Below are 16,341 nucleotides of genomic sequence, written 5' to 3' on the forward strand. Positions count from 1 at the left end.
CGGAGCGCCGCCTCATGGCCCGACCTGCCCGCCCTCGTCGTGGACGGGGCAGCAGGACCGTACGGGGCAGGTCCGACACTTGTCATTGGCGCGGGCCTGGAACACGTCGCCGGCCATGCCGGTGGCCACGACCTCGATGAGCTTCTTGGGCCACTCGGGGTCGGGGTCGTCGCCGGGCGGGGGCTGCTCCTGCTCGCGCGCCTTGGCGGTGAACGCGGCCTTGCCGACCTGGATCAGCTTGGCGCCGCCCGGCTCGATCAGGCCGTGCCGCTCGAACGCGCCGAGCATCACCGCGTACTGGTAGACGCCGAGCTGCGGGTGCCGGGCCAGGTCGTCCTTGGGGACGGCGGTGGTGGAGGTCTTGATGTCGATGATGACGGCGCGGCCGTGCTCGTCGCGTTCGGCGCGGTCGATGCGGCCCTTGATGACGACGCGGCCGAGGTCGACCTTGAAGGACTCCTCCAGCGCGACGACCTCGTTGGGGTTGTCGCGGTGCCAGCCGAGGAACCTGTCGACCATCGTGGCGGCCTGGTCGCGCTGCTTCTCCGAGTACCAGGAGCTGCGGAACTCCAGGTCGTTCCAGATGTCGTCGAGGCGCCGGGCCAGGTCGACCTCGGTGACGCCGTCGTCGGCGCCGGCCATCTCCGCGACCGCGTGGATGACCTTGCCCATGGTGGAGAACTCGTTCGGGCCGCCCTCCTGGGCGCCGACCGCCGAGGCCAGCAGCCAGCGCAGCCCGCAGGTGGTGAACGCCTCGACCTGCGACGGCGAGATGGTGATCTGCTCGTCCTCGGCGAACGCGGGGCCGGGGTCGGACAGGGCGGTGATGGCGTACCAGTTCTCCGGGCGGGCGCCGCGGACGCCCGCGCGGGCCAGCCGGGCCAGGTGGCCGGCGGCGGCGCGGCGCATCGGCTCGGGCCGGGACGGGTCGGACGCCACCGAGCGCAGGTCGGCGACCAGGGCGGGCAGCGACAGCCAGCGGGTCTTCTCGTCGAGCTGGGACTGCTCGATCGCGCCGGGCAGCAGCTCGTTGAGGAAGCGGGAGGGGCGCTCCTCGGAGTCGTCGCCGCCGACGGCGGTCACGACGAGGCGGTGGCGGGCGCGGGTGACGGCGACGTAGAAGAGGCGGCGCTCCTCGTCCATCATCTTGGCGGCCATGGACGCGCCCGCCGCCGCGGCGCTGCCGCCGCCGTCGCGGCCGCCGGCGCGGGCGAGGGCCTCGGCGTGCGCCTGCGCCTCGCGTTCCAGCTCGCTGCCCGCCGACAGCTCGACCAGCTCCTCGATGCCCAGCAGCGAGCCGCGCAGCCGCAGGTCGGGCCAGACGCCCTCCTGGACGCCGGCGACGACGACCACGTCCCACTCCAGGCCCTTGGAGCGGTGCGCGGTGAGGATCCGCACCGCCTCCCCCTCCGGGGCCTGCTCGGCCAAGGTGTCGCCGGCGATCTCCTGGGAGGCGATGGTGTCGACGAACAGCTCGGGCCCGGCCTGCGGCAGCCGGTCGACGAAGCGGGCGGCGTGGTCGAACAGCGCGACGACGGCGTCGAGGTCGCGGTCGGCGGCGGCGCCGCGGGTGCCGCCCCGGACGCTCTGCTCCAGCAGCTCGTCGGCCAGGCCGCTCTCGCGCCACACCGCCCACAGGACGTCCTCGGCGGAGCCGCCGCCGTGCGCGCTCTCGCGGGCGAGCCCGATGAGGCGGGCGACGCGTTCGGCGGGGGCGCGGACCTTCTCGTGGACGGGGATCAGTTCGCGCGGGTCGTCGACCGCCGCCACCAGCAGCTCGCCGAGGGTGCGGTGCCCGCCGGACAGGTCCTCCAGGTCGCGCAGCGCCCGCTTGAGCCGCCGCATGCCGAGGGCGTCGGCGCCGCCGAGCGGGCCGGTGAGGAGGTCCTCGACGACCACCTCGTCCATGAAGTCCTTCTTCAGGGCCGCGCGCAGCAGCACCAGGATCGGCCGCACCGCCGGCTCGGCGATCAGGGGGACCTCGTCGCCCGCCACGACCACGGGCACCCCGGCCTGGGCGAGCGCGCGGCGCAGCGCGGGGACCTGCCGGACGGCGCTGCGCACCAGCACCGCCATCCGCGACCACGGGACGCCGTCGAGCAGGTGCGCGCGGCGCAGCTCGTCGGCGACCAGCGCCGACTCCTGGCTCTCGGAGTCGGCGATCACGGCTCTGACCTCGTCGCCGATGGCGTCGTCGGACTCGGGGCGTTCGACGGGACGCAGCGCGCGGTGCTCGGCGGCCAGCACCCCGGCGGGCAGCCGCCGCGCGATCCGCCGGGACGCCTCCAGGAGGTCGGGGCCCATGCGGCGGCAGTCCTGCAGCGCCACCACCGGGGCCGGGTCGCCGCCGATGGTCGGGAACCGCTCGGGGAACTCCAGGATCCCCCGCACGTCGGCGCCCCGGAAACCGTAGATGGACTGGTCGGGGTCGCCCACGGCGACCAGGTCGCGGCCGTCGCCGGCCAGCCGCCGCAGCAGCGCCTCCTGGGCGGGGTCGGCGTCCTGGTACTCGTCCACGAACACCACGTCGTAGGCGTCGCGCTCGCGGTGCATGGCGTCCTCGTCGGCGGCGAGCAGCCCGGCGGCCATGTGGATCAGCTCGGCGTAGTCGTAGGTCTGCACCGGGTCGACGGCGAAGCGCTCGGCGTAGCGCTCCATGAACCGGCCGATCGCGGTCCAGTCGTCGCGGCCCCGGGTGCGGCCGGTGGCGACCAGGTCTTCGGGGAAGTAGCTCCGCTCGGCGGCGCGGAGGGCGAAGTCGCGCAGCTCCTCGGCGAAGCCGCGGGTGGCCAGCGCCGCGCGCAGCCGCTCGGGCCAGTCCCGCGCCCCGTCGGCCAGCTCGCCCTCCAGCAGCCGCCGCACCTCCAGCAGCTGCTCGGGGCCCGACAGCAGCCGCGGCGGGGGCTCCTCGTTCAGGACGGCGTCGCGGCGCAGCAGCGCGTAGGCGTAGCCGTGGAAGGTCAGCGCCAGCGGCGTGCGGGTGGTGCGGCGCAGCCGCCCGGTGATGCGCTCGCGCAACTCCCCCGCCGCCTTGCGGCTGAAGGTGAGGACCAGCACCCGCTCCGGGTCGGTGCCGCGCTCGTCGATGCGGTCGGCCACCGCCTCCACGATCGTGGTCGTCTTGCCGGTGCCCGGCCCGGCCAGCACCAGCAGCGGGCCGCCGGCATGCTCGACCACCCGCCGCTGCCGCTCGTCGAGCACCGGCGGGACGGCCCGCGCGGGACCCGCGCGGCGCACGAGACGGTAGGAGGCTGGTGGCACAACATTTCATTGGAGCAGATCACCGGGGCTGCTCTGACCACATCCGCCGCATGTCGCGGATGAGACCGCACACGATCACGGGACGTGAGCGCCGCGGCGCCGCCGCCGGCACGGTCCGTGGGCATCCCGTGACGGGACGCGACTGGACGTGACGGACGCCACGGAGTAGGACGGAGCATCACGGCGCGGGCGCGCACCGGGCCTGCGGAAGACCTATCGGAATGCGGCGGAAATGTCATCCGGCACCTTGCACAAAGCCTCACAGGGCCGGGTGTGCGCTTTTCTCATTGTCCGTCGATAACCGATCGGACAGAGTCTCTGGAACCGCCGGGCCCCCTCGGACGGATCCCGTAACAACCCCGAAATCAACGTTTAACAGAGCCTACCAGCCGCCCCTGTAAGCCTTCCCCTGCCAGCCCTTCCCCGCAATGGATGGTGACGCGTTGTCCGCTGCCCACTGGATCTACCTGCTCGGCCTGGCCGTGCTCATCGCCACCGTGGTGGCGAAGAAGAACGTCATCGCGCCCGCCGTCGTCGCGACCTTCCTCACCGGGCTGGCCTACGGCGGCAGCGTCACCACCGGGCTCGGATCGGTCTTCAACGCCGCGATCGTCGGCACCCGCGAGCTGCTGCCGGTCTTCATCATCATCGCGCTGGTCACGGCCATGCTGGGGGCGATGCGGGGGCTGGGCGCGGACGCGGTCATGATCCGGCCGCTGGGCCGGCTGTTCCGCAACGGGCACGTCTCCTACGTGGTGCTGGCGGTGGTGACGTACCTGCTGTCGCTGTCGTTCTGGCCCACGCCGGTGCTGCCGCTGATCGCGGCGATCCTGCTGCCCGCGGCGGTGCGGGCGGGGCTGGCGCCGTTCGGGGCGGCGCTGGCGATCGCCATCACCGGGCAGGGCATGGCGCTCAGCTCGGACTACATCATGGGGGTGGCGCCGGGTCTGTCCGCCGAGGGCGCCGACGTCCCGGCCGGGCTGATCGCCGACCGGGCGATGGTGATCTCGCTGGTCGCCGGGGTGGTGGCGCTGGCCGTGGCGTACCTTCGCGACGTGCGCACCAGGATGCTCGACCCGATCGCCTCCGCGGCCGTCGTCCTGCCGGTGTCCGAGGCCGCCACCGCGCACCACGTCGGAACGGTCCACACCGGCACCGCGGGGCAGCGTGCGGGCGGCGCCGCCGCGGAGACCGGCGGCGGGAGCGGGACGGCCACGCTGACCACCGCCTCCTCCGGCGGCAAGGACGAGCCGGCGGCGGCCTCGTCCAAGGCGCGGATCGTGGCGGTCGCGGTGCCGGTGCTGTTCGCGGCGCTGCTGGTGTTCATGCTGCTCGGCCGGTTCACCTCCCTCGTGCCGAACATCGACGACGGGATGGGCGCCCCGCTGGTCGGCGGCACCGCCGCCCTCGCGCTCGTGGCGATCGCGCTGGTCGCGAACCGGAAGGGCTGGCTGGAGGACGTCGGCGGGCACTTCACCGAGGGCATCGCGTTCTCGTTCCGCACCATGGGGATGGTGATCCCGGTCGCGGGGTTCGTCTACGTCGGCCTCTCCGACTACTCCGGCGACATCCTGGGCCTGCCCGAGGGCGCCAAGGCGCCCGCGTTCCTGCTGGACGCGATCGCGCACGTCCAGCCGCACATCCCGCAGGTCCCGGTGTTCGCCTCGTTCGCGATGCTGCTGGTCGGGATGGTGATCGGGCTCGACGGCAACGGCTGGCCGGGACTGCCGTTCACCGGGTCGCTGGCCTCCTCGCTGGGCGACGGATCGGGCGCGGACGTGGCGACGCTGGCCGCGATCGCGCAGAACGGCGCCAGCTGGACCGGCGGCGGCACGCTGGTCATCTGGTCCTCGCTGATCGTGGTGGCCGGGCTCACCGGGGTCTCGGTGGTCGATCTGGCCCGGCGGCTGTTCGTCCCGGTGGTGACCGGGCTGGTGGTGGCCACGGCGATCGCGACGGTGGTGCTGTGAGCCCGGCCGCGCCGCGGACCGTCGTCGAGACGGCGGCGCTGGTCAGGTCGGGCGAGCTGGCGGCCCGGGAGGCGGTGGCGGAGGCGCTCGCGCGCATCGCGGAGCTGGACGGCGACCTGGGCGCGTTCGTCCACATCGACGCCGACGGCGCGCTCGCCCGCGCCCGCGAGATCGACGAGAGCGTGGCGCGCGGCGACGATCCCGGGCCGCTGGCCGGGGTGCCGCTGGGCGTGAAGGAACTGCACGCGGTGGCGGGCTGGCCGTTCGCGATGGGCAGCGCGCTGCACGCCGACCGGATCGCCGGCCACACGTCCACGCTGGTGGCGCGGGCGGTGGCGGCCGGGGCGATCCCGATCGGGGCGACCGCGTCGCCGGAGTTCGGGCGGGCATCGTTCACCGCGTCCGCGCTGCACGGCGTGACGCGCAACCCGTGGAACCGCGACCTGACCCCTGGCGGGTCGAGCGGCGGGTCGGCCGCCGCGGTCGCGGCCGGGATGGTGCCCGTCGCGACCGGCACGGACGGCGCGGGCTCGCTGCGCATCCCGGCGTCGTACTGCGGGCTCGTCGGGTTCAAGGGCACCTACGGGCGGGTCCCGCGCGGGCCGTACCACTGGGGGACGGCCGAGAACGACCACTACGGCGTCCTGACCCGCACGGTCCGGGACACCGCCCGCCTCCTGGACTGCGTGTGCGGGTCCGACGAGTACGACCGGTCCTCGCTGCCCGCGCCGTCCGAGCCGTTCGAGGACGCGCTGCGCCCGGCCGGCCTGCGGGGACTGCGGGTGGCGTGGACGCCCGACCTCGGCAACGCGCCGTGCGACCCCGAGGTGGCGGCCGTGGTGGAGGCGGCGGCGGAGAAGTTCATCGCGGGCGCGGGCGTGCGGCGCGTCCCGGCCGACCTGCGCCTGGAAGCGGCGTGCGGCGCCGCGTACCGGACGCTGTCGGTGCCGGACGTGCACTCCGAGTTGCGCGCCGCGCCGCCCGGGAGGCTCGGATCCGTCCACCCCACGGTGCGCGGGTACGGCGACGCCGCGGCGGCCCTGGACGCCGACGCGCTGGTGGACGCGCACCAGACCCGGGCCCGGCTGGTGGCCGCGCTGGCGGAGGCGTTCGACCGCTTCGACCTGCTGCTGACCCCGGCCACGCAGGTCCCGGCGTTCCCCGCCGAGGGCCCGATGCCGGCCGAGATCGCGGGCCGTCCGGTGGACCACTGGGGCGCGCTGGCGGTGACGTTCCCGTTCAACCTGTCGGGGCATCCGGCGGTGTCGGTCCCGGCGGGACGGGCCGGCGGCGCGCCCGTCGGGCTGCAGATCGTCGGGCGGCGGCACGCCGACGCGCTGGTGCTGGCCGCGGCGGCGGCCGTGGAAGCTGTGCTTTCTTGAACCCCGGCCCAGGGCACTCGCCTAGCGGCTCGCACCCTGACCGGGTTTCTGGGCGAGCGCGGCATCGCTTCGCGATCTGCCCGGTGAGGCTCGCCTTCGGCATCGCCTCACCGGGCAGGTAACGCGCTCGCGCGGGGGCTGATCGGCCTCGTTCAGAGGAATCTGCGGATGGGGAGGATGGACACTTCCGCGGCGCGCTGCAGCCTCGACCGCTTCTTCCAGCGCCATTCGCGGATCTCCTCGCTGCGCCGGAGGTCGTCGTCGAAATGCCCGTCCAGCGCGGCGGTGAAGTCGCGGTCGACGACCGCCAGCATGATCTCCTCGTCGTGGTCCATCGAGCGGCGGTTGATGTTGGTGGACCCGACCAGCGACACGGCCCGGTCGACGGTGAGCACCTTGGTGTGCAGCATCGTCGGCTGGAACTGCCAGATGCGGACCCCGTCGGCCAGCAGCCGCTCGTAGTGCTGCTGGCCGCCCAGCAGCGAGACCCGCTTGTCGATCCGCGGGCCGGGCAGCAGGATCTCGATCTCCACGCCGCGGCGGGCGGTGCGTCCCAGCAGTTCGGTGAAGTAACGGTCGGGGGCGAAGTAGGCGGTGGACACCCGGACCCGCTCCTCGGCCGACTCCAGCACCACCCGCATCAGGGTCTGCATGTCCTGCCAGCCCAGGCTCGCCGAGCCGCGCACGACCTGCACGACCGCGTCGCCCGCGGGCTCGTGCCCGCCGAAGCGGTCGCGCTCGTCGAACAGCTCGTCGTGGCACTCGGCCCAGCCCTGCGCGAACGCGGCGGCGACGCCGTCCACGGCGGGCCCGCGCACCCGGACGTGGGTGTCGCGCCACTCGTTCTCGTCGCGGGCGTCGCCGCACCACTCCTCGGCGATGCCGACGCCGCCGGTGAACGCGGTGCCCTCGTCCACCACCAGCACCTTGCGGTGGCAGCGGTGGTTCTGCTTGAACGGCGAGAGGTAGGGCGGCTTGCGGAACCACGCCACGGTGACGCCGTCCGCGCTCATCCGGTCGACCAGGTCCTTCTCGATGGGATGGCAGCCGATCCCGTCGAGGAGCAGCCGGACCCGCACCCCGGCGCGGGCGCGCTCGCCGAGCGCGTCGGCGAACCGGCGGGCGATGTCGCCGCGCCAGTAGACGTAGGTCATCATGTCGATGGTGCGCTCGGCGCGGCCGATCGCCTCCAGCATCGCGGGGAAGATCCGGTCGCCGTTGCGCAGCGGCAGCACCTCGTTGCCCTCGGTGGCCGCGATCCCGATGAGCCGCTCGAGGCGGCGGCGGATGCGCTGCCCGGAGTGCTCGGTGCCCTCGGTCCCCTGGTCGGGGGAGGCGGCGGGAGACGCGGCCATGGGTGCTCCTGATCGTCGGCGGCATGGTCCGGACGTGACCGGAAGATTGCCCCCTCTTGCCGGTTACGTCCGGATCGCGCCTACCCCGCTCCGCGTCCCCCATGCATCGCCCGCCGGTCAGGGCGCGGTACGCGGCGCGACCTTCTCCTCGAAGGCGCGCAGCGCGGCCGCCCCGACCGCCTTGTCCTGCTCGCCGTTGCCGCCGCTGACCCCGACCGCGCCGATCACCCGGCCCTCGTACACGATCGGGAAGCCGCCCACGAAGATGGCGAACTTGCCGGGGTGCATCTGGTTGATCCCGAACGCCTCGTTGCCCGGCAGCGCGGGCCCGTCCGGCGGCTCGTTGAACTTGTGGGTGTCGCGCTGGTGTCCGGCGGCGGTGAACGCCTTGGCGATCGCGATCTCCACCCCGGTCAGCCGGGCCCCGGTCATCCGGTGCAGGGCGATGGGGTGGGCGCCGTCGTCGGCGATGCAGATCGTCTCCTTGACCCCGATCCGCTCCGCCTCCGCCTCGGCCGCCTCCAGCAGCACCAGGGCGTCCTCCAGGGTCAGCCGATGAACGGTCTGCATTCGTCCTCCTGTTCCCGTTCAGGCAATCCAGAGAATTGCGGATCCGCGACCGCCGGCCGCATTTTTATCCGCAATTCAGGTATTGCTCGATTCGATTTCGTGCCGCAGAATGGAGGCTGCGGAGAAAAGGAAGGCCCTCCCTGGCCCCGCCCGTCCCCTCCGGCGGTCACGGCAGTCAGTCTCCGGGACCCCGGCGAACCGGACTATGTACACTCTGCCGAACCATCGGGACAGGATGTGGGCACATGGCACATCAGCACGTGGACATCATCGACTCCCCCTCCCCGGACACCGGGCACGACGCCGCCCCCGACAGCGACGCCGACGGCCGGGTCACGGTGGGCGCGCTGCTCGCCGAGCCGCTGCTGCGCGGCGGGCTGGTCGCGGGCGCGGCCGGGCTGGACCGCCGGGTCTCCTGGTGCCTGCCGCTGTCGGAGACCCGCCGCTACGCCGAGGGGCAGGTCGGCTCGGCCGACCTCGGCGGCATCGCCGTCCACCTGCCCGCGACCATGCTGGCCGCGGCGGACGAGGCGATCGCGCTGATCCACGAGCTGTCCCGGCGCGGCGCCGCGGCGCTGCTGGCCTGGCAGCAGCCGGGCACCCGGTGCGATCTGAAGGCCGCGGCGCGGGCCGCCGACCGGGCCCGGGTGCCGCTGCTGGCGCTGCGCGAGGAGGCCGACTACCGGGCGGTGAGCCGGCTGGTGGGGCAGAAGGCGCTGGCGCAGACCTCGCACGTGCTGGAGTACGGCGCGCGGGTGCACCGCGCCCTCGCCGACGTGCTGGCGCAGGGGTCGGGGATCCCGGCGATGGCGCACGCGATCGCCAACCTGTCGCGCTGCCCGGTGCTGATCCTGGACGAGGACGGCGAGCGCCTGGCCTGGGAGCAGCCGCCGGGCGGCACCGCGACCGACCCGGACGGGATCGCCGCCGCCCTGCCCGCCGTCCCGGAGCCGGCCGCGGAGCCGGGCCCCGTCCCCGGCGGCCCCGAGGCACCGGGCGCGGCGGGCGGTGCGGCGGGCGGGCATCCGGTGGAGCTGGACCTGCGGCCGTCCCCGGACGGCGACCCGGTCCGGGCGCTGCTCGCCCCGATCATCGTCGGCGGGGAGCCGTACGGGCGGCTGGTGCTGCTGGAGCGCGCGTTCCCGCCCGACGACCACGACCTCGCCCAGCACCGGGTGATCGCCGAGCACGGCGCGACGCTGACCGGTTCGGAGATGCTGCGGCAGCGGTCGGTGCGGGCGGCCGAGGAGCGGGCCCGCGGCGACTTCGTCGAGGCGCTGGTGCACGGCCGGTTCGCCGACCCGCACGAGCTGGGCGCCCGCGCCCGGCACCACGGCTTCGACGTGTCCGGGACGTTCGCGGTGCACGTGGTGTCGGCGTCCGCGCTGCTGCCGGTGGGCCGCGACTACCTGCGGCACAAGCTGACCGCGACCCGGATCGCGCAGGCGATGGAGCCGGACGGCAGCACGCTGACCGCCTCGATCGGCTCCACGATCGTGGTGATCCGGCAGCTGGCGGCGTGCGGCGACCCGCTGCGCGAGCGGCAGGAGGCGGGCCGGTTCGCGCAGCGGCTGCGGCGCCGGCTGCTGCCGTCGCTGGGCGAGGACCTGCGGGTGACGCACGGCCGTCCGGGCAAGGGCGCGGCGGGCGTGGCGACCGGCTACTACGAGGCGCGGCTGGCGATGGGCCTGTCGTGGCACACCGACGCCGACCGCGTGTGCGGGTACGACGACCTGCGGGTGTTCGCGGCGCTCAAGGAGGTCGCGGGCAGCGCGGAGGGGCAGGCGTTCGCGGCGGAGACGCTGGCGCCGCTGCGGCAGGCGGGCGGCGGCGACCTGGAGCCGATCGTGCTGGCCTACATCAGGAACGCGGGGAACCTGAACGCCGCGGCCCGCTCCCTCACCCTGCACCGCAACACGATGCTCTACAAGCTCGACCGTGCGTCGCGGGCGCTGCGCATGGACATCCGCACGGCCGACGCGCAGTTCATGTTCTGGCTCGCGCACCACATCGAGACGCTGAGCTCGGTCACCCAGACGCTCGCCGACGAGCTGACCCCGCCCGCCGAACGCCGCTAGCGGGCGGGGTCCGGGCCGGTGAAGGAGGACAGCAGGCCGAGTGCGGCGATGGCGGCGCAGCCGACGAAGACGGCGCCGAACGCGGGCGAGCGGTCCAGCACCGCCGCCACCCAGGCCGCGCCCAGCGCCGACCCGCCGAAGCGCACCAGGTTGAACAGGCCCAGGCCCGCCCCGTACCGGCCCGCCTCGGAACGGGTCGCGCCGGTGGCCGCGGGCGTCTGCACCAGGGCCACGCCCGCGCCGGTCAGCAGGAGCGCCGCCAGCAGCCCCGGCACGCCGCCGTGCCCGGTGAGCACGGCCGCCACCCCCGACTGCCCCGCCACCAGCAGGACCAGCCCGCACCGCAGCACCGGACGGGCGCCGAGCCGCTCCATGAGGACGCCGACGACCGGCGCCAACACCGACATCGCGAGCGGCAGGCACAGCAGCAGCGCCCCCGCCGTCAGCGTCTCCGTGCGCCGCACGGTCGTCAGGTAGAGGGGGACGCCGAGCAGCGTCGCGCCCAGGCAGAACATCTGCGCCAGCACGGTCAGGCACGACCGCAGGTAGCGGATCTCCAGCAGCAGGCGGGGCGGCAGGAACGCGTCGGCCCGTCCCCGTTCGGCGAACAGGAACGCCACGGCCGCCAGCGCGCCCGCCAGCGCCCCCAGCCACACCACCGGGGACGCGGCGCCGAGCGGCGCGACCGCGGACGCGGCCCCGAGCGCCAGCCCGGCGGCGAGGGTCAGCAGCGACGCGCCCCGCCAGTCGAGCGGGACGCTGCGGGGCCGGTCGCGCGGCACGAGCCGTACCGCGACCGCGGCGGCGGCCAGCCCCAGCGGCACGATCGGCCAGAACACCGCGCGCCACCCGGCCCAGGTGGCCAGGCCGCCGCCCAGCGCGGGCCCGGCCGCCTGCCCGATGCCGTTCACCGCCGCCCACAGCGCCAGCGCCCGGCCCCGCCGCGCGCCGTCGAACAGCGCCGCGATCAGCGACATCACGGTCGGCAGCATCGCGGCGGTCGCGGCGCCCTGCACGGCCCGCACCGCCACCAGCGAGGTCAGGTCGGGGGCGAGCGCGGCGGCCGCCGAGGCCGCGCCCAGCACCGCCGTCGCCGCCGTGAACACCCGGCGGTGGCCGTACCGGTCGCCGAGCCAGCCGGAGATCGGCAGCAGCACCGCGAACGTGACCGTGAACGCGATCACCAGCAGCGAGCCCGCCGACACCGGCACGCCCAGATCGTCCAGGATCAGGCTCAGCGGGACGTTCACGATGGTGTTGGCGACGGTGCCGGTGAACGTGCCGAGCAGCAGCGGGACCAGCGCCGCCCACCGCCCGGCCCCGCCGCCCCCGCCGGTCAGGTCATCGCTCGACACCCTGCCGCCGCCGTCGCGGGCCGGGCCGCTCGGTGCCCGGCGGGATCGCCACCCAGATCTTCCCGTCCGCCTCCTTGATCGGATAGACGGCCACCGCCCTGGTGGCGGGCGGCGTGATCGGCTCGCCGTCGGCGTAGTCGAACACGCTGCCGTGGCACGAGCACAGCAGCCCGTCCTCGGTGACCCGCCCGGACGACAGCAGGCAGTCCAGGTGGGTGCAGTAGTTCGACATCGCGTGCACGACGCCCTCGGACCGCGCCACGGCGATCTCGGCCTCGTCGTCCCCGACGAAGAAGCGCCGCACCACCCCCTCGGGCACCTGGCCCGACCGGGCCACATAGTGGTACTCGACGTCCTCCGCAGTCTCCATCGGATAAGCCCCCTCAGCTAGCTCAGCAGGTCGGTCAGGTCGGCGTCCTCGTCGCGCAGGACGTCCGGGTCGGGGGCGAGGCGGGCGCCGATCAGCTCCCGCGCGACGGCCACCTCGCCGCCGCGGTCGGCGCCGAACGCGGCCCGCAGCACGCCCCCGGCCAGGTAGAACGCGACGAAGTCGAAGTCCTCCAGCCGACCCCGCACCACCATCCGGTCCGCGTCGCCGGTGAACCCGGTGAACTGGAGGTTCCGGTCGAACTGGTCGGACCAGAACCAGGGGGACGCGGCGTGCGCGGTCCGCCTGCCGAGGATGTTCTTGGCGGCGGCCATACCCTGCGCGTTGGCGTTGTCGAAGTGCTCGGCGCGGATCCGGCGGCCGAACAGCGGGTGGTGGAAGCTGGTCACGTCCCCGGCGGCGAACACGCCCTCCTGGCCGGTGCGGCAGTACTCGTCCACCACGATCCCGCCGTCCCCGGCGATCTCGACCGCCGAGCCGGGTCCGGCGGCCGGCTCGGCGTTGGGCACCATGCCGGCGCCGACCACGACCACCTCGCCCTCGACGGTCGCGCCGCCGCTGGTGGTGACCACGGCGGCGGTCGCGGTCTCCCGGTACGACTCGACCTTCTCGCCCGTCCGCAGGTCCACCCCGGCGGCGCGCTGCAGCGCGGCCAGCGCGTCGCCCATCAGTTCGCCGAGCGCCCGTCCCAGCGGCTGCCCGGCCTGCTCGATCACGGTGACCTCGGCGCCCAGCCCGCGCGCCGTCGAGGCGACCTCGGAGCCGATGAACCCGGCGCCGATCACGATGACCCGGGTGCCCGGCCGCAGCTCGGCGCGCAGCCGTTCGGCGTCGGCGAGGGTGCGCAGGTAGCGGACCCGCTCGCCCTCCACGCCCGGCAGCCGCCGGGGCCGCCCGCCGGTCGCGATCAGCACCGCCCCGGCCGTCTCGGCGGAGCCGTCGGCGTACTCGACCGCGCGGCCGCCGGCCCGGATCGCGGTGACCCGCGTCCCCAGGCGCAGCTCCACGGCGTTGGACGCGCACCACTCCGGGGTCAGCAGGCACAGCTCGTCGCGGTCCTGGTCGCCGGTCAGGTACTCCTTCGACAGCGGCGGCCGCTGGTAGGGCGCCTCCGGCTCCTCGCCGACCAGCGTCAGCCGGCCGTCGAAGCCGCGGCGGCGCAGGGTGCGGGCGGCGACCGCGGCGGTCTGCCCGGCCCCCGCGACGATGACGGACTCGATCATCACAGCTCCTCGTCCGGGACGGCCGCGGCGGCCGGCGCGGCCGGCACCCGCGCGCCCGGGTCGACGTAGACGACTCCGGCCTCCACCCGCACGGGGTAGGTGGGCTGGCACTCCTCGCGGTCCTCGATCTCGCCGGTCGCCGGGTCGATCTTCCACTGGTGGCCGGGGCAGATCACCCGGCCGTACAGCAGCGTCCCCCTGGTCAGCCGGCGCTGCTTGTGCACGCAGACGTCGTCCAGCGCGTACACGGTCTCGCCGACCAGGAACAGCGCGATGTCCCGCCCGGCGACGGTGACCGCGAGCCGCTTGCGGCGGCGCACGTCCGCCAGGCGCGCGGCCTCCACCCACTGGTCCGTCGTCGTCATCTCACTCCTCGATCGCTCGTGGGGCCGCCGGGCGGCGGCGGGCGGGCGCCGTGCCTCATCGCCCGCCGCCTCCCGGGGCCCCGTCCGGGTCAGGCGGCCCGGGTCAGGCGGGGCTGCCGACCAGGTCGGGCTTGACGTAGGTGTCGTAGAGGCCCTGGGTGTAGGAGAAGCGCATCTCAGCGCCCCACCGGCACAGCAGCAGGGAGCGCTGCTGGAGTTCCGGGGTGTCGGCGTGGTCCAGGACGATCTGGTAGCCGCGCTCGCCGTGCACCACGTCCGAGGTGATGTGCAGGTCGAAGAACTCGATCTCGTCCTCGGTGAACCCGTACACCTCGCGCAGCGGCACGATCTGCTTCTTGTAGATGCTCGGCACCTGCGACTCCAGCCCGACCACCAGCGCGGCGGTCGCGACCACGAAGTGCTCGCGCATCGCGACCGCGTAGCACCACGCCTGGAGGCCCCGGGTGATGGCGTTCATGTTGGAGGGGTCCTCGACCCGCTCCTTGGTGGTCCCGCACGCCTCGGCGAACCGGATGAGCAGGTCGGTGTGCCGGATGTCGGCCAGCTCCTCCTCGTACATGTTCTGGAGCGTGAAGTCCTTGGCCGCGGTGAACTCGTCGGGGGTGTTGGCGTAGACGTGGGCGAGGTAGTCGGCGAACGGGCCCACGTAGTGGTAGTGGTTCTCCGCCCAGCGGGCGAAGTGCTCGCGCTTCAGCTCGCCCTCGGCCCAGGCGCGGCTGAACGAGGCGTTCTTCGCCTCCCGCCCCTTGATGGCATTCTCGAGTTCCTTACGGAAATCGTCCTTGGAGAGCAGTTCCGCCATTTTCGGGCTCCTTTCCATCCGTCTTTCGAAGTTAGGTGGGCGCCGGCCCGGTCCGCCATGGCCGGAACGCACAGCACCGGGGCCGTCGCGTGTGCAGTGTGCACCCTGTAGCCGCTGCTCAGGGGGAGATGTAGACGCTCTTCTCCTGCGTGTAGAAGAGCATCATCGAGTCGCCCGCCTGCTCTTTGAATGTCTGCGTGCTGGATTCCTTGAGGCCCCCGAACGGCACCGTCATCGCCATTCCGGAGGTCGGCTGGTTGACCTTGACCAGGCCGCTGCGGACGCGCCGGGCGAAGGCGAGGGCGCGGTCCAGGTCGCGGGTGACGATGCCGGCGGAAAGGCCGTATTCGGTGTCGTCGGCGAGCGCGATCGCCTCGTCCAGGTCCGCGGCGCGCTGGAAGGCGAGCACCGGCCCGAAGATCTCCTCCCGGGCGATCCGCATGCCCGGGGTGACGCCGGCGAACACGGCCGGGGTCACGAAGAAGCCGGACTCGTCGTCGAGGCGGCGGCCGCCGGTGAGGAGCTTGGCGCCCTCCTCCTCGCCGATCCGGACGTACTCCAGGACCTTGCGGAGCTGGAAGTCGGCGGCCAGCGGCCCCATGTCGACGCCCTCGTGCAGGCCGTTGCCGACCGTCCGGGACTCGGCGAGGCGGACCACGCGCTCCAGCAGGGCGTCGTGGACGGCCTCGTGCGCGATGACACGGCTGGTCCCGGTGCACGCCTGGCCGCTCAGCCCGTACGCGCCCTTGACGATGATCTGCGCGGCGCGGTCGAGGTCGGCGTCGTCCAGGACGATGACCGGGTTCTTCCCGCCCATCTCCAGCTGGCTGCGGCGGGACGGGCCGACGTCCGCGTGGATCGCGCGTCCGGTCGCGGTCGACCCGGTGAACGTCACCGCGCCCACGCGGGGATCGGCGGCGAGCGCGGCACCGGGTTCGGCGCCGCCGTGGACGAGGGCGATGGCGCGCGGCGGCAGCCCGCCCGCGAGCAGCGCCTCCACCAGCCGCTGCGCGAGCAGGGGCGTGACCGGTGACGGCTTGAAGACCACGCCGTTGCCGGCCGCCAGCGCCGGCCCGAGCTTGCGGGACGGGATGTTCAGCGGGAAGTTCCACGGCGTGATGGCGCCGACCACGCCGACCGGCTCGCGGCGCGTGTAGACCAGGCCGCCGTCATCGGCGGGGTAGGACGTGCCGGTGATGCGCAGCGCCTCGGCCGCGTAGAAGCGCAGGTTCTTGGGGGTGCGGCCGGTCTCCATGGCGGCCTCGGCCCGGGTCTTGCCCTCCTCCCGGACCAGTTCCTCGGTGAGGTCCCCGGCCCGTTCCTCCAGCCAGTTCGCGGCCGCCTCCAGCACCCCGGCGCGGCGCTCGGCGGGGGCGGCGGCCCATTCGGCGGCGCCTTCGGCCACGGCGCCGATCGCGGCGGTCATGTCGGCCGCCGACGACTCGGGGAACTCGCCGACCAGGTCGTCGCGGTCGGCGGGGTTGCGGCGGGCGAAGGCGCGGCCGCCGGCGGCGGGCGCCCACTCCCCCGCGACGAAGTTCAGCCCGGCGTGCGGTGGTCGGGTCTGCATG

General features: G+C 74.4%; 12 protein-coding genes. 3 read left to right on the forward strand and 9 right to left on the reverse strand.

Annotated elements, in window-relative coordinates; genetic code table 11:
- Positions 1-12 precede the first annotated feature (12 nt).
- Positions 13-3,237, reverse strand: coding sequence for an ATP-dependent helicase (locus tag ACFPZN_RS27275; protein WP_378285058.1), 3,225 nt, complete (start codon positions 3,235-3,237; stop codon positions 13-15).
- A gap of 467 nt (positions 3,238-3,704) precedes the next feature.
- On the opposite strand from ACFPZN_RS27275, the gene ACFPZN_RS27280 reads away from it, so the two are divergent.
- A complete protein-coding gene (locus ACFPZN_RS27280; RefSeq protein WP_378285059.1) occupies positions 3,705-5,231 on the forward strand; it encodes a hypothetical protein in 1,527 nt (508 codons plus the stop codon).
- Complete coding sequence (locus tag ACFPZN_RS27285; RefSeq protein WP_378285060.1) at positions 5,228-6,613, forward strand: amidase; 1,386 nt, start codon at positions 5,228-5,230, stop codon at positions 6,611-6,613. Before ACFPZN_RS27280 ends, ACFPZN_RS27285 begins: the two co-directional genes overlap by 4 nt.
- Positions 6,614-6,765: 152 nt before the next feature.
- Here ACFPZN_RS27285 and ACFPZN_RS27290 read toward each other — a convergent pair whose 3' ends face one another.
- Both ACFPZN_RS27290 and ACFPZN_RS27295 read right to left on the reverse strand, forming a co-directional pair.
- Positions 6,766-7,968: a phospholipase D-like domain-containing protein gene (locus ACFPZN_RS27290; protein ID WP_378285061.1), complete on the reverse strand. Its 1,203-nt coding sequence runs from the start codon at positions 7,966-7,968 to the stop codon at positions 6,766-6,768.
- 117 nt (positions 7,969-8,085) lie between these two features.
- On the reverse strand, positions 8,086-8,538 hold the full coding sequence (locus ACFPZN_RS27295) for a GlcG/HbpS family heme-binding protein (protein ID WP_378285062.1): 453 nt from the start codon (positions 8,536-8,538) through the stop codon (positions 8,086-8,088).
- Positions 8,539-8,783: 245 nt separating this feature from the next.
- Here ACFPZN_RS27295 and ACFPZN_RS27300 point away from each other — a divergent pair, with 245 nt between their 5' ends.
- Complete coding sequence (locus tag ACFPZN_RS27300; protein ID WP_378285063.1) at positions 8,784-10,616, forward strand: helix-turn-helix domain-containing protein; 1,833 nt, start codon at positions 8,784-8,786, stop codon at positions 10,614-10,616.
- On the opposite strand, the gene ACFPZN_RS27305 is transcribed toward ACFPZN_RS27300, so the two are convergent.
- From ACFPZN_RS27305 to ACFPZN_RS27330, 6 genes are all read right to left on the reverse strand, one after another.
- On the reverse strand, positions 10,613-11,971 hold the full coding sequence (locus ACFPZN_RS27305) for an MFS transporter (protein ID WP_378285064.1): 1,359 nt from the start codon (positions 11,969-11,971) through the stop codon (positions 10,613-10,615). The two genes, ACFPZN_RS27300 and ACFPZN_RS27305, sit on opposite strands and share 4 nt — an antisense overlap.
- Positions 11,958-12,341: a Rieske (2Fe-2S) protein gene (locus tag ACFPZN_RS27310; protein WP_378285065.1), complete on the reverse strand. Its 384-nt coding sequence runs from the start codon at positions 12,339-12,341 to the stop codon at positions 11,958-11,960. Before ACFPZN_RS27310 ends, ACFPZN_RS27305 begins: the two co-directional genes overlap by 14 nt.
- A gap of 17 nt (positions 12,342-12,358) precedes the next feature.
- The gene (locus ACFPZN_RS27315) at positions 12,359-13,582 is read right to left on the reverse strand and encodes an NAD(P)/FAD-dependent oxidoreductase (protein ID WP_378285066.1); all 1,224 of its coding nucleotides are present in this window, start codon (positions 13,580-13,582) and stop codon (positions 12,359-12,361) included.
- Complete coding sequence (locus tag ACFPZN_RS27320) at positions 13,582-13,947, reverse strand: Rieske (2Fe-2S) protein (RefSeq protein ID WP_378285067.1); 366 nt, start codon at positions 13,945-13,947, stop codon at positions 13,582-13,584. The genes ACFPZN_RS27315 and ACFPZN_RS27320 overlap by 1 nt, the downstream gene beginning before the upstream one ends.
- A gap of 103 nt (positions 13,948-14,050) precedes the next feature.
- A complete protein-coding gene (locus ACFPZN_RS27325; RefSeq protein ID WP_378285068.1) occupies positions 14,051-14,770 on the reverse strand; it encodes a TenA family transcriptional regulator in 720 nt (239 codons plus the stop codon).
- Positions 14,771-14,888: 118 nt separating this feature from the next.
- On the reverse strand, positions 14,889-16,340 hold the full coding sequence (locus ACFPZN_RS27330; RefSeq protein WP_378285069.1) for an aldehyde dehydrogenase family protein: 1,452 nt from the start codon (positions 16,338-16,340) through the stop codon (positions 14,889-14,891).
- Position 16,341: the final 1 nt, after the last annotated feature.

Origin of the sequence: Actinomadura rugatobispora (genome assembly GCF_042656285.1) — a bacterium.
Taxonomy (GTDB): Bacteria; Actinomycetota; Actinomycetes; order Streptosporangiales; family Streptosporangiaceae; genus Spirillospora; species Spirillospora rugatobispora.

Bases quoted from the DNA above. Each gene is read 5' to 3' on its own strand.
- ACFPZN_RS27290 (WP_378285061.1), bottom strand. From the start codon at position 7,968: ATGGCCGCGTCTCCCGCCGCCTCCCCCGACCAGGGGACCGAGGGCACC.
- ACFPZN_RS27295 (WP_378285062.1), bottom strand. From the start codon at position 8,538: ATGCAGACCGTTCATCGGCTGACCCTGGAGGACGCCCTGGTGCTGCTG.
- ACFPZN_RS27300 (WP_378285063.1), top strand. From the start codon at position 8,784: ATGGCACATCAGCACGTGGACATCATCGACTCCCCCTCCCCGGACACC.
- ACFPZN_RS27310 (WP_378285065.1), bottom strand. From the start codon at position 12,341: ATGGAGACTGCGGAGGACGTCGAGTACCACTATGTGGCCCGGTCGGGC.
- ACFPZN_RS27315 (WP_378285066.1), bottom strand. From the start codon at position 13,582: ATGATCGAGTCCGTCATCGTCGCGGGGGCCGGGCAGACCGCCGCGGTC.
- ACFPZN_RS27320 (WP_378285067.1), bottom strand. From the start codon at position 13,947: ATGACGACGACGGACCAGTGGGTGGAGGCCGCGCGCCTGGCGGACGTG.
- ACFPZN_RS27325 (WP_378285068.1), bottom strand. From the start codon at position 14,770: ATGGCGGAACTGCTCTCCAAGGACGATTTCCGTAAGGAACTCGAGAAT.
- ACFPZN_RS27330 (WP_378285069.1), bottom strand. From the start codon at position 16,340: ATGCAGACCCGACCACCGCACGCCGGGCTGAACTTCGTCGCGGGGGAG.